The organism is Paraburkholderia sp. A1BS-2L (genome assembly GCF_051125205.1).
In the GTDB taxonomy this organism is placed as follows: Bacteria; Pseudomonadota; Gammaproteobacteria; order Burkholderiales; family Burkholderiaceae; genus Paraburkholderia.
Window position 1 is genome coordinate 2,575,440 of the sequence record NZ_CP120428.1, and the last position, 20,606, is coordinate 2,596,045.

The 20,606-nt window shown below is 67.3% G+C and carries 18 protein-coding genes; 10 read left to right on the forward strand and 8 right to left on the reverse strand.

The genetic code is table 11. From position 1 onward, the window contains the following. Window positions 1-69: 69 nt before the first annotated feature. The 3 genes from dacB to P5W98_RS11735 all read left to right on the forward strand — a co-directional run bounded on the left by dacB (window position 70) and on the right by P5W98_RS11735 (window position 4,429). Complete coding sequence (dacB, locus tag P5W98_RS11725; protein WP_434715465.1) at window positions 70-1,746, forward strand: D-alanyl-D-alanine carboxypeptidase/D-alanyl-D-alanine endopeptidase; 1,677 nt, start codon at window positions 70-72, stop codon at window positions 1,744-1,746. Between the two features lie 280 nt (window positions 1,747-2,026). After that, window positions 2,027-2,962 (forward strand): sterol desaturase family protein, encoded by a 936-nt coding sequence (locus P5W98_RS11730; protein ID WP_421024676.1) that lies wholly within the window; start codon window positions 2,027-2,029, stop codon window positions 2,960-2,962. A 78-nt stretch (window positions 2,963-3,040) separates the two neighbouring features. Then, window positions 3,041-4,429, forward strand: a complete 1,389-nt coding sequence (locus P5W98_RS11735) for an acylhydrolase (RefSeq protein ID WP_421024677.1) — start codon at window positions 3,041-3,043, stop codon at window positions 4,427-4,429. A gap of 110 nt (window positions 4,430-4,539) precedes the next feature. Here P5W98_RS11735 and P5W98_RS11740 read toward each other — a convergent pair whose 3' ends face one another. The 6 genes from P5W98_RS11740 to pyk form a co-directional block, all read right to left on the reverse strand. Then, window positions 4,540-5,574 (reverse strand): L-threonylcarbamoyladenylate synthase, encoded by a 1,035-nt coding sequence (locus P5W98_RS11740; RefSeq protein ID WP_421024678.1) that lies wholly within the window; start codon window positions 5,572-5,574, stop codon window positions 4,540-4,542. A gap of 13 nt (window positions 5,575-5,587) precedes the next feature. Further along, the gene (locus P5W98_RS11745) at window positions 5,588-6,805 is read right to left on the reverse strand and encodes a 5-(carboxyamino)imidazole ribonucleotide synthase (RefSeq protein WP_421024679.1); all 1,218 of its coding nucleotides are present in this window, start codon (window positions 6,803-6,805) and stop codon (window positions 5,588-5,590) included. Between the two features lie 163 nt (window positions 6,806-6,968). Further along, on the reverse strand, window positions 6,969-7,487 hold the full coding sequence (gene purE, locus P5W98_RS11750; protein ID WP_238462633.1) for a 5-(carboxyamino)imidazole ribonucleotide mutase: 519 nt from the start codon (window positions 7,485-7,487) through the stop codon (window positions 6,969-6,971). Between the two features lie 28 nt (window positions 7,488-7,515). Then, window positions 7,516-8,406 (reverse strand): phosphoribosylaminoimidazolesuccinocarboxamide synthase, encoded by an 891-nt coding sequence (locus tag P5W98_RS11755; RefSeq protein ID WP_421024680.1) that lies wholly within the window; start codon window positions 8,404-8,406, stop codon window positions 7,516-7,518. Window positions 8,407-8,633: 227 nt separating this feature from the next. Further along, window positions 8,634-9,698: a class II fructose-bisphosphate aldolase gene (fba, locus tag P5W98_RS11760; RefSeq protein WP_035532433.1), complete on the reverse strand. Its 1,065-nt coding sequence runs from the start codon at window positions 9,696-9,698 to the stop codon at window positions 8,634-8,636. Window positions 9,699-10,086: 388 nt separating this feature from the next. Continuing rightward, window positions 10,087-11,523, reverse strand: coding sequence for a pyruvate kinase (pyk, locus tag P5W98_RS11765; protein ID WP_421024681.1), 1,437 nt, complete (start codon window positions 11,521-11,523; stop codon window positions 10,087-10,089). On the opposite strand from pyk, the gene P5W98_RS11770 reads away from it, so the two are divergent. Then, window positions 11,522-11,950 carry a hypothetical protein gene (locus P5W98_RS11770; protein WP_421024682.1) on the forward strand — a complete coding sequence of 143 codons (429 nt, stop codon included), beginning with the start codon at window positions 11,522-11,524 and terminating at the stop codon, window positions 11,948-11,950. The two genes, pyk and P5W98_RS11770, sit on opposite strands and share 2 nt — an antisense overlap. Here P5W98_RS11770 and P5W98_RS11775 read toward each other — a convergent pair. Continuing rightward, the gene (locus P5W98_RS11775; RefSeq protein WP_421024683.1) at window positions 11,947-13,146 is read right to left on the reverse strand and encodes a phosphoglycerate kinase; all 1,200 of its coding nucleotides are present in this window, start codon (window positions 13,144-13,146) and stop codon (window positions 11,947-11,949) included. The two genes, P5W98_RS11770 and P5W98_RS11775, sit on opposite strands and share 4 nt — an antisense overlap. A gap of 511 nt (window positions 13,147-13,657) precedes the next feature. On the opposite strand from P5W98_RS11775, the gene P5W98_RS11780 reads away from it, so the two are divergent. From P5W98_RS11780 to P5W98_RS11800, 5 genes are all read left to right on the forward strand, one after another. Further along, the gene (locus P5W98_RS11780; RefSeq protein WP_213299692.1) at window positions 13,658-13,852 is read left to right on the forward strand and encodes a zinc-finger domain-containing protein; all 195 of its coding nucleotides are present in this window, start codon (window positions 13,658-13,660) and stop codon (window positions 13,850-13,852) included. Window positions 13,853-14,188: 336 nt separating this feature from the next. Beyond that, window positions 14,189-15,214: a lipopolysaccharide heptosyltransferase II gene (waaF, locus tag P5W98_RS11785; RefSeq protein WP_421024684.1), complete on the forward strand. Its 1,026-nt coding sequence runs from the start codon at window positions 14,189-14,191 to the stop codon at window positions 15,212-15,214. A gap of 331 nt (window positions 15,215-15,545) precedes the next feature. Beyond that, window positions 15,546-15,992, forward strand: coding sequence for a nuclear transport factor 2 family protein (locus P5W98_RS11790; RefSeq protein ID WP_421024685.1), 447 nt, complete (start codon window positions 15,546-15,548; stop codon window positions 15,990-15,992). Between the two features lie 69 nt (window positions 15,993-16,061). Next, entirely contained in the window at window positions 16,062-17,192 is a 1,131-nt protein-coding gene (locus P5W98_RS11795; protein WP_421024686.1) for a hydrolase, read from the forward strand. Beyond that, the gene (locus P5W98_RS11800; RefSeq protein ID WP_421024687.1) at window positions 17,185-17,826 is read left to right on the forward strand and encodes a DUF2946 family protein; all 642 of its coding nucleotides are present in this window, start codon (window positions 17,185-17,187) and stop codon (window positions 17,824-17,826) included. The genes P5W98_RS11795 and P5W98_RS11800 overlap by 8 nt, the downstream gene beginning before the upstream one ends. Before the next feature lie 15 nt (window positions 17,827-17,841). Here P5W98_RS11800 and P5W98_RS11805 read toward each other — a convergent pair whose 3' ends face one another. Continuing rightward, entirely contained in the window at window positions 17,842-19,725 is a 1,884-nt protein-coding gene (locus P5W98_RS11805) for a M48 family metalloprotease (protein ID WP_421024688.1), read from the reverse strand. A 368-nt stretch (window positions 19,726-20,093) separates the two neighbouring features. Here P5W98_RS11805 and moaC point away from each other — a divergent pair, with 368 nt between their 5' ends. Beyond that, window positions 20,094-20,573, forward strand: coding sequence for a cyclic pyranopterin monophosphate synthase MoaC (gene moaC / locus P5W98_RS11810; protein ID WP_213299674.1), 480 nt, complete (start codon window positions 20,094-20,096; stop codon window positions 20,571-20,573). Window positions 20,574-20,606 lie beyond the last annotated feature (33 nt).

The window sequence follows — 20,606 nt, forward strand, 5'->3', positions numbered from 1 at the left end:
CGCGCGGCGCCGCGATGCGAACGCCCCCTTTCTCGTCCAACGCTCTTCATGCCGCCCGTTTTGCTGCCCATCTCGCTGTCCCGTCTACGTACCCGGTTCTGCCCGAACACCCCTCGTTCGCTTGCACGTCAATTTACTCGCCCCCTCGCGCTCATCCTCGCCTGCGCGGCGCTCGCCACCTCCTTTGCCGGCACGCCGGCCCTGGCGCAAGCCCAGGGCGAACCGCTGCCCGCCCAGCACCAGGGTGGGCGCGTGCCCGCCGTCAACGTCAGCACCGTCCTGCCGCCGGGCGTGATGGCAGGGCTCGAGCGCGCACACGTACCGCTTTCGTCGGTGAGCGTGGTGATCGAGAAAGTGGGCGACCGACAGCCGAGCGTGGCCGTCAACGCGGGCCAGCCGATGATGCCCGCCTCGACGATGAAGCTCGTCACCACCTGGAGCGGCCTCTCGATGCTCGGGCCCGACTACCGCTGGAAGACCAGCGCCTACACCGACGGCGAAGTGGACGCGAGCGGCACGCTGCACGGCAATCTCTATATCAAGGGCACAGGCGACCCGAAGCTCGTTCCCGAAGAGCTGATCGATCTGGTGCAGAAGATTCGCGCGACCGGCATCGTGCGCATCGAAGGCGCGCTCGTGCTCGACAAGAGCGAATTCGACGTGTCTACTCGCGACCTGCCCTCGTTCGACGGCGACGACAGCGCACCGTACAACGTCGGCCCCGATCCGCTGATGTACGCGTTCAAGGCGGTCTCGTTCACGTTCGCACCATCGCACGACGGCGTGTCGGTCAACGTGGTGCCGCCCGTCGCGCAATGGCAGATCGACAACCAGATCCGCGAGCGCGGCGGCAAATGCGGCGGCCTGCTGCCGAGCCCGCAGGTCACGCCGGGCGCGAACGGCGTGGTCACGGCGAGCTTCGCGGGCAACTACGCGACGCGCTGCGGCGAGCGCACGCTCAACATGGCCGCGCCCGTCGATCACAGCACCTTCTTCGCCGACGGCTTTCTCGCGCTCTGGCAGCAGGCCGGCGGCAGCTTCGAGGGGACGACGCGCGAAGGCGTCGTGCCGCCGCGCTCGCGTCCGATCGCCGTGCATCAAAGCCCGCCGCTCTCGGACGTCGTGCACGACATCAACAAGTTCAGCAATAACGTGATGGCGCGCAATCTGTTCCTCACGCTCGGCGCGGTCGCCGGAAAGCCGCCCGCGACCACGGCGAAGGCCGCAGCCGCCGTCGCGGCGTTCCTGCGCAAGAGCGGCCTGAACATGCCCGATCTCGTGCTCGACAACGGCTGCGGCCTCTCGCGCGAAGAGCACATCAGCGCACTCTCGCTCGCGAATCTGCTGCAAGCCGCCAATGCGAGCCCGGTGGCGCAGCCGTTCATCGACTCGCTGCCGATCGCGGGCGTGGACGGCACCATGCGCAATCGCCTGAACAACGCGGGCGTCGACGGCAACGCGCACATCAAGACCGGCACGCTGCGCGACGTGCGCGCGATCGCGGGCTACGTGGCCGCCCAGAACGGCGAGACCTGGATCGTCGTGAGCCTCATCAACGATCCGCGCGCCGAAGCCGCGCGCGCCGCGCACGACGCGCTGCTCGAATGGGTCTATCAGGGCATGCCGGAGGAGAAGCCCGTGTATGTCGATCCGCATCCGAAGCGTGCGTCGAAGGCCAAAGCCAGGCACGCCACGAAAGCGGAAAAGACCACCAGGGTCGTGAAGCGGACGCGCGGCGCGCATTGATCGTCCGGGCGCGCCAGCCGGTCCTGGCGCGCCCGCTTCCCGCACAAATTCGATGCGCGAATCCGCGCCTGCGCATCCCTCCTTCTCTCTCCCCCATCCCCCTCACGCCGGGCGCTCCGATCGAAGCTTTCCTCTAGCAAAGCCCCGCGCGCCGTGCGCGTCGGGCGTGTACTCTGACGGGCACAGTCGATTGGCGCGTCGGAATATGCCTATCGAGACAAACACAACAACGCGGCGCTGACTCGCCAGCGCCGCTCAAGGGACAAGGAGAACGGGATTCGTGCAGTTCGACGCTGAATGGCTGCTGCTCGCCCTCGCGCCCGTCTTTCTCGCCTGCATCGGCTGGGAGGCGTGGCACCTCGCCCGCACGCGCCCCGGCGCCGCGCTCTATAGCTGGCCCGACACGCTCTGCAACGCCGCGCTCGCGCTCATGCATCAGGGCGCCGACAAGCTCGCCTGGCTTGTCGCCATTCCCGTCTACGCGTACGTCTACCAGCATTGGCGCATCGTCTCGTGGCAGCCCGGCATTGGCGCGTGGCTCGCGCTGTTCGCCGCGCAGGATCTGCTCTATTACGTGTTCCACCGCGCCAGCCATCGCGTGCGATGGCTATGGGCCGCGCACGTCGTCCATCACTCGTCGGAGCGGCTCAACTTCTCCACCGCGTTCCGCCAGAGCCTCATGTATCCGGTCGCGGGCATGTGGGTCTTCTGGATCCCGCTCGCCGTGATCGGCTTCCCGCCGATGCAGATCGTCGGCATCGTGCTCGTCAATCTCGCGTTCCAGTTCTTCGTGCATACGCAAACCGTCGGCAAGCTCGGCTGGCTCGAGTACGTGTTCAACACGCCGTCGATGCACCGCATCCATCACGCGCGCAATGCGCAGTACATCGATCGTAATTACGCAGGCGTGCTTGCGATCTGGGATCGCCTGTTCGGCAGCTACGTCGAGGAAGACGCGCACGCGCCGCCCATCTACGGCATCGTCAAGCCGCTCGACACCTACAACCCGCTTAAGGCGAGCTTTCACGAATGGCTGGCGATGGCGCGCGACTGCTCGCGCATGCCCGACTGGCGCTCGCGGCTGGCCGCGCTGTTCGCGCCGCCCGACTGGTGCGAGCGCCGCGACGCCACGCACGCGGCAACCGGCCTGGCTGCGATACGCACATACGTGTCGGAAAACAACACCGAGGGTGACATCGGATCGCGCAAGACCTGACAGATTGCGTAGTCTGACGATTAAAAGCTGGCAGCAGGCAATGGCAACACACGCCACAACAGAGGAGATGAAGTGAATATGAAGCAACAAGGACCGAGACACCGTACGCTCGTGCGCGCCACCCAGATCGCTGTCGCGAGCGCGGCTTTCGCGCTCCTCGCCGCATGCGGCGGCGGCAGCAGCAGCGACTCGAGCACGCCGCCACCGCCGCCGCCGTCCGGCGTGAGCATGCAGGTCGTGGCATTCGGCACGAGCCTCACCGACGCTGGCACGTATTCGCCGCAAATCACGCCGGGCTTCGGCGGCGGCCGCTTCACGACCAATCCGGGCGAAGTCTGGGCCCAGAAGGTGTCCGAGTACTTCGGCAGTCCGATGACGCCGGCCTTCGAAGGCGGCTTCGGCCTGCCGCTGACGGCCTCGGGCGGCTTCGACTACGCGCAGGGCGGCGCAATGGTCTCCACCGGCGGCGTGGCCAACACCAGCGCCCCGATTCCCACCGCGAGCCAGCAGCCCGTGACCTGGCAGGTCGGCCAGTACCTGGCACAGCACGGCAGCTTCAATGCGAACCAGCTCGTGCTCGTCGAAGGCGGCGCAAACGAAATCCTGGCGCTGCTCGACAACAATGGCGCAGGGCTCGCAGCGTTCGGCAAGGCCCTCGCGGCCACGCCGTTCTCGACGCTCGTGAACGATCCCGCCACGCAGGCCAAGACGGTCCAGTCGCTGGTCGCGCAGGGCTTCACGCAGACTCAAGCCCAGGCGCTGGTGCCGGCCGCCATCGCGCTGCAGATCATCACGACGGATCCGAACGCCGCCACCGACTTCGCATCGGTTCTGCCGATCGTCACGGCGGCCACGACGCTGGCCACCATCGTCAACACGCGGATCGCGGGCGCGCCCAAGGTCGCGGTCGTGACGGTGCCCGACGTCGGCAAGACGCCGGCTGCGATAACGGCCGATGCGGCCGTCGGCGCGACGCCGGGCTCGGCGAACGCGCCCGACCAGGCGCTCTCGCTCATCTCCGCCGTCTACAACCTCGCGCTGCTGAAGGGGCTCCAGCCGTCGATCGCCGCCAAGAAGGTCCTGCCGATCGACACGTTCTCGTGGATCGACCAGTCGATCCAGAATGCGGCGAGCCTCGGCTTCACCGTGACGAACACGGGGACGGGCTGCAACATCACGCAGATGGCGGCCAGCGCCACCAAGTACGCACTGGCCAATCCGCAGGCGACGCTCGGCTTGAACCCGGCGACGACGCCGCAGTCGGTCATCGACGCCGCCGCGCAGCAATACGGCCAGGCTTTCGGCGACTCGCTGTTCTGCTCGCCGCAGACCTACACGACCCCGAACGCGCCCACGACCTACATGTTCGCGGATCTCGTGCACCCGACCACTTCGCTGCACGCCCAGTTCGCCACCTTCGTGGAAACGCAGCTCGCTGCCGCGGGCATCGGCAAGGCACCGCAGTAACAGAGCACGCGCAGGCCACCCGCGCCGGGCCTCCCGGCGTAAAAAAACACCCCACGGCCCGCCAAGGTCGTGGGGTGTTTTCATTTTTATCGAGCGCGGAGGATCGCGCGTTAGTCCTGCTGCGCTTCGAACGCCGCAGCTGCGCGGCCCAGGCGGTCGTTCACGGCGATCCACTCGATGGTCTCGGGAAGCTTCTCGATGAGGATGCGCGAGACGTTCGCGCGGTCGAGCGCGCGCAGCAGACCATAGAGCTCGCGCGCATAGGCCTGCGGCTCTTCCGGCGCGGCCACGAAATGCACGTTCGCGGCGCTCGCCCATGCACCGGCGCGCGAGCCGCGCGCCACCAGCGCAACCGTCTCGCCCGCGTCGCGCGCGGCCGCGAGCAGCGGCTCCAGCGCCTCGAACGGCAGCAGCGCGAGCGGCGTGCGCGGCGCGTAATGCGCCTTGAGCGTGCCCGACGCGCGCGGCGCCGTGGCGTCCGAGCCATCGGGCAGGCGCGGCGCCTCGCCCAGCACGCGCGCGATATCGTGCGGGCTCACGTGGCCCGGGCGCAGCAGCGCCGGGAAGCCACGCGAAAGGTCGAGAATCGTCGATTCGATGCCGACATCGCACGCCCCGCCATCGAGCACATGCACGGTCGCGCCGAATTCGTCGCGCACGTGCTGCGCCGTGGTCGGGCTCACATGGCCGAAGCGGTTCGCCGAGGGCGCCGCGACGCCGCCATGGCCGCCGCGCCGCTTCGAGAACGCGGCCAGCAGTTGCTGCGCGACCGGATGCGATGGGCAACGCAGGCCCACCGAATCCTGGCCGCCGCTTACCGCGTCGGGAATGCGCGCGTGACGCTTGACGATAAGCGTGAGCGGGCCGGGCCAGAACGCGTTGACGAGCTTTTGCGCCGCCTCGGGCCATTCGGCGGCCCAGTATTGCGGATCGCCGCCCGGCGGCAGATGCACGATCACCGGATGATTTGCGGGCCGGCCCTTCGCGGCATAGATGCGCGCGACGGCCTCTGGGCTCGCCGCATCGCCGCCAAGGCCGTAGACCGTTTCGGTGGGAAACGCGACCAGCTCGCCCGCGTCGAGCAATGCGGCGGCGGCTTCGATCTCGGCCGTGGTTACGTTGCGGCCTGGCTGCTGATCAGACATGATGCGGCCCGGCTCAGCGCGTGACGATGTGCAACAGGCGCGCGCAATCGCGCGCGGCCGTGCGCGCTTCGTCGAGCGTCGGCGCGGTGAAATTCACGTGGCCCATCTTGCGGCCCGGACGCGCCTCTTCCTTGCCGTACAGATGCAGGCGCGCGGAGGGCATCGCCGCGACCTGGTCCCACGGCGGCGTGACGGGCGCAGCGCCTTTCTGGGCCTTGGTCTCCCCCGCGCCCACGGCAAACCACACGTCGCCGAGAATGTTGAGCATCACGGCCGGCGAGTGCTGGCGCGGATCGCCGAGCGGCATGCCAGTCATCGCGCGCACCTGCTGCTCGAACTGGCTCGTCGCGCACGCATCGGTCGTATAGTGGCCCGAGTTGTGCGGACGCGGCGCCATTTCGTTGGCGACGAGCGAGCCGTCTTCGAGCACGAAGAACTCCACGCACAGCACGCCCACGTAGCCGAGCTTCGCAGCGATCTGCAACGCCGACTGCTGCGCCTGCTGCACGAGCGCCGCGCTCGCGTCAGGCGCCGGCACGATGGTGTGCGACAGCACGCCGTCGCGGTGCACGTTCTGCGCGAGCGGATACACCACGCTCGCGCCGCTCACGCCGCGCGCGATCAGCGCGCTCACCTCGAGCTTCAGCGGCAGGCGCTTTTCCAGCACGCAGGGCACACCGCCGAGCGAGGCATGCGCCTCGCGCACTTCGTGGGCGTTGGTCACGCGAATCTGGCCTTTGCCGTCGTAGCCCATGCGCGCGGTCTTGAGGATGCCCGGCAGCACGGCGGCCAGCGCCTCGTCGCCGATAGCTGCCAGCGCCTCGCGCGACTCGATCACCACGTGCGGCGCGACCGGCACGCCCGCCGCCGCGATAAAGCGCTTCTCCGCGATGCGGTCCTGCGCGACGGCCACGCAGCGGCCGGCCGGGCTCACGAAGGTCGACTTGGCGAGCGCGTCGAGACTTGCGGCAGGCACATTCTCGAATTCGGTCGAGACGGCTGCGCACAGACGCGCAAGCTCGGTGAGCGCGGCGGGGTCGTCGTAGGGCGCGCAGATATGGCGATCGGCGACCGCACCGGCGGGGCTCGTCGCATCGGGATCGAGCACGGCGACGCGATAGCCCATGGCCTGGGCGGCAAAGCAGAACATGCGGCCGAGCTGGCCGCCACCCACCATGCCCAGCCATGCGCCGGGCAGGATCGGTGAAACCGGAGAGTTGTCAGGAGTCATCTTCGTGGTCGGTCGCGGCTGGCCGCGGCGCGTGGGGAACGTCGCGCGTGGCCAAACCGGGGTTTAACGTCGAAGCACACACAGGCGGGAACGCGCTGCCCCGCCAGTTTGCCCCTCGACGATGTCACTTCAAGCGCGCTTCATGCGCTTTCGCGCGACGCAATCAAAGCGCCGGCAACACCATCGCGTGCGCCGCTTCGTTCTGGCGCACGCGGAAGGCCGCGAGCTTGTTCGCGTATTCGGGATCGGTCACGCTCAGCATCGATACGGCGAACAGCGCCGCATTGGCCGCGCCCGCCTCGCCGATGGCGAAGGTCGCGACCGGCACGCCCTTGGGCATCTGCACGATCGAGTGAAGCGAGTCCACGCCCTTCAGGTACTTGCTGACCGCCGGCACGCCGAGCACCGGCACCGTGGTCTTGGCCGCCAGCATGCCCGGCAGGTGCGCCGCGCCGCCCGCGCCCGCGATGATCGCGCGCAGGCCGCGCTCGCGTGCCCGTTCCGCGTACTCGAACATTTCGTCGGGCATGCGGTGCGCCGAGACCACCTTGGCCTCGTACGCGACGCCGAATTCCTGCAGGATCGCGACCGCGTGCTTCATCGTGTCCCAGTCGGAGCTGGAGCCCATCAACACGCCGACGAGCGGCGCCGCGTGCTGGTGAGCAGTCTGAACTTCACTCATTGTGCTTCCTTCTTCCCTCTTCGCTGCTTTATGCGAGCTTCTGGCCCGTGAGGCGCTCGAGCGCCTCCTGATACTTAGCCGACGTCTTCGCCAGCACGTCGTCGGGCAGCTTCGGCGCCGGCGGCTCTTTCTTCCACGGCTGGGTTTCGAGCCAGTCGCGCACGAACTGCTTGTCGAACGACGGCGGGTTCGAGCCCACCTGGTACTGGTCGGCGGGCCAGAAACGCGACGAATCGGCGGTGAGCGCTTCGTCCATCAGATAAAGCTTGCCGTTGTTGTCCAGACCGAACTCGAACTTGGTGTCGGCGATGATGATGCCGCGCGTGGCCGCGTAGTCGGCGGCTTCCTTGTACAGCTTGATCGAAATCTCTTTGATGGTGCGCGAAAGCTCAGTGCCGATGCGGCGCTCCATCTCTTCGTAGGTGATGTTCTCGTCGTGGTGGCCCATTTCGGCCTTGGCTGCCGGCGTGAAGATCGGCTCGGGCAGCTTCTGCGCGTTCTGCAGGCCCGGCGGCAGCGCCACGCCGCATACGGCGCCGGTTGCCTGATAGTCCTTCCAGCCGCTGCCGGCCAGATAGCCGCGCACCACGGCTTCCACGAGGATCGGCTCGAGGCGCTTGACCACCACGGCGCGGCCCTTGACCTGATCGACTTCGTCGGCGGCCACGACCGTCTCGGGCGCGATGCCCGTGAGGTGGTTCGGCACGACGTGCTTGAGCTTCTCGAACCAGAAGTCGGCCATCTGGTTGAGCACCTCGCCCTTGCGCGGAATCGGCTCGCCCATGATGACGTCGAACGCCGACAGGCGGTCGGTCGTGACGATCAGCAGCTTGTCGTCGCCCACGGCGTAGTTGTCGCGGACCTTGCCGCGGCCGAGGAGCGGCAGCGAGCGGAGCGTGGATTCGTAGAGGGTAGACATCGTCGTGATTCGCTAAAAGAACAATCGAAAACGGGCAGACCCGGGCAATATCGCGGCCACGGATCGCGGAATCAGTCCCCGGCGGGGAGCCGGAATCTGAAAGTATTGCGAGGGTAAACCAAAACTAATCAGAAATCCCGAAAAAGCCCATCGCCGTTCCCCCAAAACAGGCGGAAACGGCGATGTTTTTACGACTCCGGGATAGCCGCGCCAGCGCGGCCATCCGTTTAGCGGACGATCTGCGCGAGTTCGCCCGACTTGTACTTCTCGGCGATCTTGTCGAGCGAGACCGGCTTGATCTTGCCAGCCTGGCCTTCGCAGCCGAACGCGAGGAAGCGGTCCACGCAGACCTTCTTCGCAGCTTCGCGAGCCGGCTTCAGGTAGTCACGCGGGTCGAACTTCGACGGGTTCTCGAACATGTAACGACGGATCGCGCCCGTGATCGCCAGACGCAGGTCGGTGTCGATGTTGATCTTGCGCACGCCGTGACGGATGCCTTCCTGGATCTCTTCGACCGGCACGCCGTAGGTTTCCTTCATGTCGCCGCCGAATTCGCGGATTTCCGCGAGCAGCTCCTGCGGCACCGACGACGAGCCGTGCATCACGAGGTGCGTGTTCGGAATGCGCGCGTGGATTTCCTTGATGCGCTGGATCGACAGGATGTCGCCCGTGGGCTTCTTGGAGAACTTGTATGCGCCGTGCGAGGTGCCGATGGCGATCGCGAGCGCGTCGCACTGCGTGAGCTTCACGAAGTCGGCGGCCTGCTCCGGATCGGTCAGGAGCTGCTCGCGCGTCATGGTGCCTTCGGCGCCATGACCGTCTTCCTTGTCGCCCTTCATCGTCTCGAGCGAGCCGAGCACGCCCAGTTCCGCTTCCACGGTGACGCCGATCGAGTGCGCCATTTCCACTACCTTGCGCGAAACATCGACGTTGTACTCGTACGAAGCGACTGTCTTGCCGTCGGCCTCGAGCGAGCCGTCCATCATCACGCTCGAGAAACCGCTGCGGATGGCTGCCATGCAGACCGCCGGCGACTGGCCGTGGTCCTGGTGCATCACCACCGGAATATGCGGATACGACTCGATCGCCGCTTCGATCAGGTGACGCAGAAACGGCTCGCCCGCGTATTTGCGCGCGCCTGCCGAAGCCTGCATGATCACAGGCGAACCGACCTGGTTAGCGGCTTCCATGATGGCCTGGACTTGTTCCAGGTTGTTCACGTTGAACGCCGGCAGGCCATAGCCGTTTTCCGCGGCGTGGTCGAGCAGTTGACGCATTGAAACGAGAGGCATTGTTGCTACTCCTTTGATTTGAAACGAATTGCTTCATGCCGCCGGCCGTCTAGCGCGGCCGGTCGAGGATGGCCTGGCGGCCACCGCCCGCGCGCCGGGCAGCGGGCTTAATGGCGTGATTTTATCGCGAAGCCGCTCCATTCCCGCCGCCAAAAAAACGAACTGGCATGAAATTAGCGTATCAGGACGTCAAATCGGCGAGAAGATGCAAAAAGGGTTGACAGCCCGCGCCCTGCCTCGCTCGCGCGCGGGCCGCTACAGCCGGGGAAAGCAGCCCGACTAGCACCTGACTGGCACCTTTTAGATACCAATTCGATACCAGCATCAGGCACTCATCTCCCCTGCCCGCATGAGTCTCGAAAATAAACCGAAAAAAATCGCCGCGGCTTTAGAGGACGTCGCCGACCCGCACGATCTTCAGCGTGTTGGTGCCGCCCGGCTGGCCCATCGGCTCGCCCACGGTCAGCACGACCATGTCGCCGCGCGCCGCATAGCCCTTGCTCACCACCACTTCGATGGCCTGCTGGAGCGCCGTGTCGCGATCGTTGCTCGTGTCCAGATGCAGCGGCGTGACATTGCGGTAGAGCGACATCGCCCGCTCGCTGCCGGTGCGCGGCGTGAGCGCGAAGATGGGCACATGGGTCCAGTGGCGCGACATCCACAGCGCGGTCGAACCCGAATCCGTGAGCGCGACGATGGCCTTCGCGCCGAGGTGATAGGCCGTGAACAGCGCGCCCATGGCGATCGACTGGTCGATGCGCGTGAAGGTGCGGTCGAGAAAATCCTTGTCGAGTTCGCTGTGCTCCGACTTCTCCGCTTCCACGCAGATCGCGGCCATCGCCTCGATGGTCTCTACCGGGTACTTGCCCGCAGCCGATTCGGCCGAGAGCATCACGGCGTCGGTGCCGTCGAGCACGGCGTTGGCCACGTCCGAGACTTCGGCGCGGGTGGGCACGGGCGCGTGGATCATCGACTCCATCATCTGCGTGGCGGTGATCACGAGCTTGTTCGACTCGCGCGCCATGCGGATCATGCGCTTTTGCAGCGCCGGCACCGCCGCGTTGCCCACTTCCACGGCCAGATCGCCGCGCGCGACCATGATGCCGTCCGACGAATCGAGGATTTCCTGCAGCGCCGGGATGGCTTCGGCGCGCTCGATCTTCGCGATCATCTTCGGCTTGATGCCGTAGGGCGCGCCCGCGATGTTCGCAAGCTGGCGCGCCATTTCCATGTCGGTGGCGTTCTTCGGGAACGACACGGCCACGAAGTCCGCGCCGAGCGACATCGCCGTGCGGATGTCCTCCATGTCCTTCGCGGTGAGCGCCGGCGCCGTGAGGCCGCCGCCCTGGCGATTGATGCCCTTGTTGTTCGACAGGTCGCCGCCCACGCGCACCGTCGTGTGGATCTCGCTGCCGATCACGCGCACCACGTCGAGCACGATCAGGCCGTCGTTGAGCAGCAGCACGTCGGCGGGCTTCAGGTCGCGCGGCAGATCCTTGTAGTCGAGGCCGACGCGCTCGTCGTTGCCGAGTTCGCAGTCGGCGTCGAGGATGAAGGGCTGGCCGGGCTGGAGCGTCGTCTTGCCGTTCTCGAACTTGCCCACGCGAATCTTCGGGCCTTGCAGGTCGGCCATGATCGCGACTTCGCGGCCGCACTGACGGGCGCATTCCCGCACCATCTCGGCGCGTTGGCGATGATCGTCGGCGGTGCCGTGCGAGAAGTTCAGACGCACCACGTCCAATCCCGCGCGGATCATTTTCTGCAGGATGTCCGGCGTGCTGGAAGCCGGACCGATGGTGGCAACAATCTTGGTGGCGCGATGCATGAGTCTCCTCGTCTGGATGGGATCGCTGGAAAAACCGATGTTGCGAGATGTGCTGGCCGGCTCCCACGCCGATGAGGCGGGGCCGGAACGCGCACCGGTCAGACCCGGCGTCGCTTTCTTGGAGGGCTCGGCGCCAGTCGGCTGGACTGGCGCGGCGTTGCTTGTGCCGACGTTGCCGGCGTTATGGATGTTCGTGCCCGCGAGCGGCGCATGCTCGCGCTTTGGCGCGGCGGCGGGCGTCGCGCTCGCCCGCGCTGCGCCTGCGAGGGGCGCTGCGCGCCCCTGCTCTTTTGTCGCTTTTGCCACCCCGGCTGCGCCGCGCGGCCTGGCCGCGCCGGCGCGAGGAGACTTGCCAGCGGCGGCCTGTGCCGCCGCTTTTGCCACCGCCTTTGCCAATTTGGCGGCCGGGGCGCGCGGTGCCACTTAGCCTGCCGCCCGGGTTTCGAGCACTTCGACTGCCGGCAGCTTCTTGCCCTCGAGGAATTCGAGGAAGGCGCCGCCGCCGGTCGAGATATAGCTGACCTTGTCGGCGATGTTGTACTTCGCGATGGCCGCGAGCGTGTCGCCACCGCCGGCGATCGAGAACGCACCCGAATTCGCGATGGCGCTCGCGAGCGTCTTGGTGCCGTTGCCAAACTGGTCGAACTCGAACACGCCGACCGGGCCATTCCACACCACCGTGCCGGCTTGCGCGAGCTGCGCGGCGAGCGCGTTGGCCGTGACCGGGCCGATGTCGAGAATCATGTCGTCGTCGGCCACGTCGGCCACGTTCTTCGTCTCGGCCTTGGCCGTCGGCGCGAATTCCTTGGCGGTCACGACGTCGGTCGGGATCGGCACCGAAGCGCCGCGCGCGCGCGCTGCTTCAATGATGGCCTTGGCTTCGTCGACGAGATCGGCTTCGGCGAGCGACTTGCCGATCTTCAGGCCGGCCGCGAGCATGAACGTGTTGGCGATGCCGCCGCCGACGATCAGCTGGTCGACCTTCTCGGCCAGCGACTTGAGGATGGTGAGCTTGGTCGAGACCTTCGAGCCCGCGACGATCGCCACGAGCGGGCGCTTGGGCGCGCCGAGCGCTTTGCCGAGCGCGTCGAGCTCGGCCGCCAGCAGCGGGCCTGCGCAGGCGATGCCCGCATACTTCGCGATGCCGTAGGTGGTGGCTTCGGCGCGATGCGCGGTGCCGAAAGCGTCGTTGACATAGACGTCACAGAGCTTCGCCATTTTCTGTGCGAGCTCGTCGGAATTCTTCTTCTCGCCCTTGTTGACGCGGCAGTTTTCGAGCAGGACCACGTTGCCCGGCGCGACGTTCACGCCGTTCTCGACCCAGTTCGCGACCAGCGGCACGTCGCGGCCAAGCAGTTCGGCAAGGCGCTTCGCGACCGGCGCGAGCGAGTCTTCTGGCTTGAATTCGCCTTCGGTCGGGCGGCCCAGGTGCGAGGTGACCATGACGGCCGCGCCGGCGTCGAGCGCCGCCTTGATGGCCGGCACGGACGCGCGCACGCGGGTGTCTTCGGTGATGTTGCCCTGGTCGTCCTGCGGCACGTTCAGGTCGGCGCGGATGAACACCCGCTTGCCCTTGAGCTTGCCTTCGGAGATGAGGTCGGAAAGACGCAGAACCTTGTTCATGGAGATTTCATCTTGATGGTGGGAAGGCGGTGGCAAGCCGATGCGGGCGCCGAATGCAACGCGTGCCCGGGTGCCATGGCTACCGTGGGTGCCATGGGTGCCCGACACGTGCAATCGGGGACAAAGACGCAAAGGGCGCGGCGCGGGATCCGCGCGGCTGCCCTCTGCCGGCCCTGTGACAGGCCGCTGCGCCGCTGCGGGTCGCTGCTCGGCGCCGGGCGCGAGGCCAGCATCGATTTGCGAGATCGGTATTTTAGCCGATAGCCAGGTTGATCTGAGCGTGCATCAGAGAATGTCGCGTATTTGCATGGGCGCTGCGCAGACCTTGCGAGACCTTACAGCGCCAACGCGCGAGCCCGCGAGCGCGCTTGCGGCGCACAAATGACGCTAAAATGGCACTCTTTGCCCCGCGCGCGCCCGAAGGGTTCGCGCCTGGGGCGTGCGGCGCCGAATGTGGCAAGACAGCCGGCTGCGCCCGATCGATACACCGGATACAAAGAGAATCATCCTCATGAGCGAACTCAAGGAAATGCCCCTGGTCGAGTTGAAGGCCAAGGACCTGCCCGCGTATTGCCCGAATCCGTCGATGCCGCGCTGGAGCAATCATCCGCGTGTCTTTCTCGACGTGACCCACGGCGAAGCGAAGTGCCCGTATTGCAGCACGCGCTACAAGCTGCGCGACGGCGAGGTCGTGCACGGCCACTGACGGCTGCTGTTGGCAGGAAGCGGCACGGTTCGCAAGGTTCGCACACACGGCGGTAACGTGAGGACAGGCGGCCCGGGCCGCCGCATTCCGGGCGCTCAGCGCAACAGAAGACGCCGCGCCAGCGTGGGCACCCGATGATGCCCGCGCCGGCACGCGGCATGTTCCTCGCGCCTGCCGCCACTGGCGCATCATCCGCCACGCAGGCCCCTCGAACGGCCCGCAACCCGCCGGCGCGCTTGCCGCGCCGATTCCCTAACCGCGTTTCGCGCACGCTCCGGCCCAAGGTTGCCGGGCCGCGTACGAAATCCCCGCCCTTTTTCCGGACCCTGACTCCCGATGCGCCGCGCGCTGGTAATTGCACCGAATTGGATCGGTGACGCACTGATGGCGCAGCCGCTTCTTTCGCGGCTCGTAAAACTGCATCCGCGCATCGACATCGATGCGATTGCGCCCACCTGGGTTGCGCCCGTGCTCGAGCGCATGCCCGAGATACGCGACGTCTACGCCACCGACCTCGCCCACGGCAAGCTGCAGCTGCTGCGCCGCTGGCAACTGGCCGGCGACCTGCGCGCCGAGCGCTACGACGCGGTCTACGTGCTGCCGAATTCGCTCAAGTCCGCGCTGATCCCGTGGCTCGCGAACATTCCGCTGCGCATCGGCTACACCGGCGAGAGCCGCTACGGCTTCCTGAACGTGCGCCACGCGAATCCGCCCAAGGACGAGCGCCCGCCGATGGTCAAGCACTACGCCGCGCTCGCCTACGCGCCCGGCGCCACCGTACCCGACGACCTGCCGCTGCCGCGTCTCGAAGCGGATCCGAACGAAGCCTCGCGCGTCTCGGCGCGCTTCAATCTCGACACGCGCGTGCCGCTGCTGGTGTTCTGCCCCGGCGCCGAATACGGCCCCGCCAAGCGCTGGCCGCCCGAGCATTTCGCGGCGCTCGCGCGCATGGTCGGGCAGTCGTTCCCGTACACGCAGATCATCGCGCTCGGCTCGCCCAAGGACGCTCCGCTCGCCCAGGCGATCGCCGACAAAGCCCCGAACGTGCGCAACCTGTGCGGCCAGACCGCGCTGGGCGAAGCCTGCGCGCTCATCTCGCGCGCGAGCGCCGTGGTCACCAACGATTCGGGTCTCATGCACGTCGCCGCCGCTCTGCGCCGGCCGCTCGTGGCGATCTACGGATCGACGGATCCGCGCCACACGCCGCCCTTGTCCGACCTCGCAAAGGTACAATGGCTGCATCTCGAATGCAGCCCCTGCTTTGCGCGCGAGTGTCCGCTCGGGCATCTGAACTGCCTGCGCGAACTGAGCCCGGAACAGGTCTTCGACGATTTGCGCGGTATGCTGGTCGCCCAGCGCTAGCAGCACCGAACCCGGGCGGCGAGCGCGCCGCGCATGCGCCCGCGCGGTTTCCCTTCGGCCCGCCCGCGGGCTGCCGGCGCCCGGCAAACCTCGCGCCCCTCACGGGCTTCGGGCCGTGGATGTGCGGCACGCCACTGACACCATGCATCGAGCGCGCGCCCAATTCAGGTAACGCGCTACGAAGCGGGGCGTCACAGGCCTGTCTCGCGACGGTCTCATGATGCGGCGGCGTGCGCCTGGCTGCCAGGCGCCACGAACCGCCGCCTCGGAACCGAAGCAAATGCCGAAGCCAACGCCAACCCGCGCAAGAAGCGCATCAGATCAACGAGCCATGCCACGTTTTGCCCACATCTTCGAAGCCGCCGCGGACACCCTCAACGCGTACTATCAGGCCGTCGCGGAGGTCAACATCGACACGTTGATGGGCCTGTGGATCGACGAGGAGTTCGTGAGTTGCATCAGCGCCCAGGGTTCGCATCTGCACGGCCTGTCCGATATTCGCGCCGGTCTCGCCGCGGAGCTCGAAGCCGCGCCGGTGTCGATCGAGCCGCTCGACATCCGCGTCTACGACAGCCTGGGCACGGTGGTCTACGCCATCGTGGAGGCGCATCGCCCTGTGGATCCGAACGCGATTCCGGCAATGGTCTTCACGACTTATGTGATGGTGCATGAGCGCGGCGAGTGGCGCATCGCGCACATTCACGCGAGCCGCATGCCCGACGACGCCGCGAGCCAGTTCTCAGCAAAGCTGCGCCACGGCCAGGGCGCGCTGCATTGACAAAGGCGTGCGCGGCGCCAGCAGGACAGCGGTAAAAGCAGGGCCAGGCGCGGGAGAAAGGGGACGGCCATGAGCACGACAAGCGAAAAAGCGGCGTTAAGCCGGACTAGCAACGAAGCGGCAAGACACCCTGCCGCGTCTGTCCTGAACGGCGCGCGCGGCCACGCGCAGGGGGGCGCGAACCACCCCGCCGCCTATCAGACGCACTGCCAGTCATCCTGCCAGACGCCCTACCAGGCTCCCTTCTGGCTGCCGGGCGCGCACCTCCAGACCATCATCCCCGCGCTGTTTTCGCGCCTGCCCCTGCCCGCCTATCGGCGCGAACGCTGGGACACGCCCGATGGCGACTTCATCGAGCTCGATTGGGCCGACGCGCCGCCGCAACATTCGTCACAAGCGCCGCTGTTCGTGCTCTTTCACGGTCTTGAAGGCAGCTCCGGCTCGCACTACGCCCGCGCGTTCGCGGCGGCAGCGCACGCGCACGGCTGGCACGCGGTCATCCCGCACTTTCGCAGTTGCAGCGGGCCGATGAACCTGCTGCCACGCTTCTACCATCTCGCCGACGCAGCCGAAGTCGACTGGGTCCTGCGCCGCCTCGCCGCGCGCCACGCGGGCCCGCTCGTGGTGGCGGGCGTTTCGCTCGGCGGCAACGTGCTGCTGCACTGGCTCGCGCAGCAACGCGAAGACGCAAGGATCGTGAGCGCCGCCGCCGCGATTTCGGCGCCGCTCGACGTGCACGCAGGCGGCAAGATGCTCGCGAACGGCTTCGGCATGGTCTACACGCGCAGCTTCCTGAAGACGCTCAAGGTGAAAGCGCTGCAAAAGCTCGAACAGTATCCAGGCTTGTTCGACGCGCAAGCGGTGCTGGCGACGCGCAACATGTACGAATTCGACGATGTCGTGACCGCGCCGCTGCATGGCTTCAAGAGCGCGCACGACTACTACACCCGCGCGACGGTGCGCCCGAAGCTCGGCGAGATCGCCGTGCCCACGCTCGTCCTCAACGCGCGCAACGACCCGTTCCTGCCGGGCGATGCGCTGCCTGAGCACCACGAAGTGAGTTCTGCGGTCGAGCTCGAGCAGCCCGAAGACGGAGGCCACGTCGGCTTCATGACGGGGCCGTTTCCGGGCCGCAACGACTGGCTCGCGCAACGCGTGACCCGCTACCTCTCGCCCCACCTCGCCAAGACCCATGGATGACATCGTCAAACAGGCGCTCGCGCGCTGGCCCAACGTTCCGCATTGCACCGGCTGGCTGCTGCTCGACGCGCGCGGCCACTGGCGCCTGCGCGACGAAGCCGATCAGGCCCAGGGCGCACCAGGCACGCTAATCCGGCACGAGGCGCTCATCGGCTTCATCAACCGCAATTACGGACGCGACGCCAAGGGCCAATGGTTCTTTCAGAACGGGCCGCAACGCGTCTATGTCGAGCTCGAATACACGCCGTGGGTCGTGCGCCTCGCCAGCGCGAACGGCGGCGCACTGACGCTCGCCGATCAGGCGGGCCAGCCTTTCGAGCCGACTGCCGTGTACGTCGACGAGCATGGCAGCGTGCTGTTCGAAGCTGCGCCGGAATCGACGATGGAAGCGGCCACGGAAAGCGCCGACATCGCCGCAGCCACGCATGCGCGCGTGGCCCTGCTGCACGATCACGATCTCGACTGCTTCACGGAGCATGCGACGCTAGCCGAGGACGGCGAGAGCGGCACGTTTCACTGGCGCGCCGAGACCGCGCTGCCCTTGCAGCCCATCGCGCGCGCGGACGTGCCCGCGCGTTTCGCGTTCATACGGAGTCCGGAGCAAGCTGAAAAGGCGGAAAAAGCCGCTGGCTGAGCGGGATAGGCGCGTTCACCCCTGGTCCTGTTCGTCCGCGCGCTCTTCCTTGTAGCGCGCCTCGAAGTCATGCAGGCGCGCATCGATCGTCGACAAATCGTAGAACCCCACCGACTTCATGTCGCGCGCCTCCTTTAGCTGCCGGATCGCCGACGGCCACGCGCCATCGAGCGCGAACTTCTCCGCGAGCGCCCGCCGTTGCGCAAGCAGGTCGCCCAGCCCCGCGCTCGACTGAGCGAGATACAGCCACCACGCCCCCTCGCGCGGCTCGGACTCGGTCTCGCTGCGCGCGAGCGTCTGCGCCTCCTTGAAGCGGCGCGCGTCGATCAGCGCCTGCAGCAGGCCGTCGGTGGCCGCATGCGACGTGGGCCACGCCGCATGCGCGGCCTGCGCGAGCCGCACAGCTTCGTCGAAGCGGCCCGCGCGACGCGCGATCTCGGCAGCCAGCACGTCGAGGCTCGGCGAGCTGCGGATTTTGCCGCCACTGCTCTTACCCGCGTTGCTGCCCCCGCTTCCACCATCCGCGGCTTCGAAGCTGGCAAACGATGCGCGCGCATTCGCAAGCGACGCCGCGGCGGCGTCGTAGCGTTCGACGCGCATCTGCGCACAGGCAATGCCGTACCAGTTCGCCGCGACGTTGAGCGCGACGCGATCGTCGATCTCGACGCGCAGACGCGCAATCTCGTCGAGGTAATCGCCGCGCGAACGGTCCTGAAGCACGCGCACACGCGCACGCACAAAACCGTATTCGGGCGACTGGCGCGGCTGCCGGTAAGGCGAGCGGCGAGCGCGATCCTCCATGTCGGCGATGCGCGAGATCGTGAGCGGGTGCGTGCGCGCGTAGGCCGGCACGCCGGCGTCGCCCAGCGACGTGCGCTCGAGCCGCTCGAAGAACGCCACCATGCCCCAGGCATCGTAGCCTGCGCCCGCCAGCAGCTTGAAGCCGACGCGGTCCGCCTCATGCTCGGCGGCGCGCGAGAAGCGCAGCTGGCTGTCGACGGCGTAAGCCTGGCTGCCCATGGCGATCGCGCTGCCGAGATCGCCGCTCCTCGCCAGCACGCCCGCGAGAATGCCGAACACAATACCCGCGAGCGCGGCATAACCCGTACGCTCGCTCTGGGAAAGCATGCGCGCGATGTGCCGCTGGAGCACGTGGCCCATCTCGTGGCCGAGCACGGAAGCCAGCTCCGACTCGGTCTGCGTGGCCACGATCAGTCCCGTATTCACGCCGATGAAGCCGCCCGGCAGCGAGAACGCGTTGATCTGTCCATCGCGCACGGCGAACAGATCGAAGTCCGGCCGATACCCACCGATGAACTGCGCCGCCGCCGAAGCCGAGAGGCGCTCCGCCACCGAGTTGAGATAGTCGCGCACGAGCCAGTCGCCGATGTAGTCGGGATCGCGCCGGATTTCGCGCATCACGCGCTCGCCGATGCGGCGCTCCGCCTGCGGAGTGAGCTCGCCGCCCGAGCCGTCGCCGAGGTCGGGCAGTTGCGGAACCCAGGCCGGCGCGCGCGCACTGGCGTTGCCGCGTGCGCCCGACATCCCGGAGGAGTCGGTGAGTTGTCCTGATCCGGACGTGCCGAAACGGCTCTGCGCGCCGCCATAAGTGCCGAATACCCCCTGCGCGATCGAGGCCGGAACGGCGAAGCTGGCTTCATCGTCGAGCGGGCCGCTTACGAGCGCGGGCTCATCGGGGGCGAGCGCGCCAACGACGGATGGCTTGCTCGCGCGAGGCCCGGCCGCACCCGTGGCGGGCGCGCTCGCCGCATGGAGATCGAGCACGGCCGCGTGCGCAGCCGATGCCCCCGCCCCACCGCCCGGCGCCTGTGCGTGCGCTTGCGGCGTAACGGCAAGCGACATGCACAACCACGCAGCAAGCAGCCGTTTCAGATGCATTGATGACAGGATCGAAGAATGCAGAGCGCTGGCCCAGTGGCAGGAATCCATCATCTGGCGCCTGCGCCGACTGGCCCCGACCGACCGATTGTAGCCCCGTGCGGCAAGCCTGGAACGCTGCACTCCCCAATGGAAGTGCTGCCGCAACGATGCGCGAGAGCCATCGCCGGGTCTCCATGTTCCGTGCTTGACCGGATGCTCCGACGGGCGGGGCCGTATTCGAATCTTTCGCTTAATATATCGGCGCGAACGATTCACTCCGAGCTTACAATCCCGGAACCTTGGCGCAGCACCTGCGTCGATAGCAAATACACGGCGCGTCGAGCGAAATCCTGCTAATCCGCGCCTTCATCATGAAAGAACCCACCATGCCCGAACTCACCCATTTCGACGCCGCAGGCGACGCGCACATGGTCGACGTCGGCGGCAAGGCCGAGACCCGGCGCATCGCCGTGGCGAGCGGCACGATTCGCATGCTGCCGGCCACATTCGCGCTGGTGCGCGACGGCAACGCGAAGAAAGGCGATGTGATTGGCGTCGCGCGCATCGCCGCGATCCAGGGCGCCAAGCGCACCTCGGATCTGATTCCGCTGTGCCATCCGCTCGCGATCACACGCGTGAAGGTCGATTTCGCGCTCGATGAGGCGCTGCCAGGCGTGCACTGCACCGCGCAAGTGGAGACGCTGGGTCGCACGGGTGTGGAAATGGAAGCGCTGACCGCGGTTCAGGTGGGCCTGTTGACGGTCTACGACATGTGCAAGGCGGTGGACCGCGGCATGACGATCACCGATGTGCGCGTGCTGGAGAAGCACGGCGGGAAGTCGGGGGATTGGGTGGCGGCGGGTTAAGGCCCGCCAGGGCGGAGTTAAGGCAATGTCCAA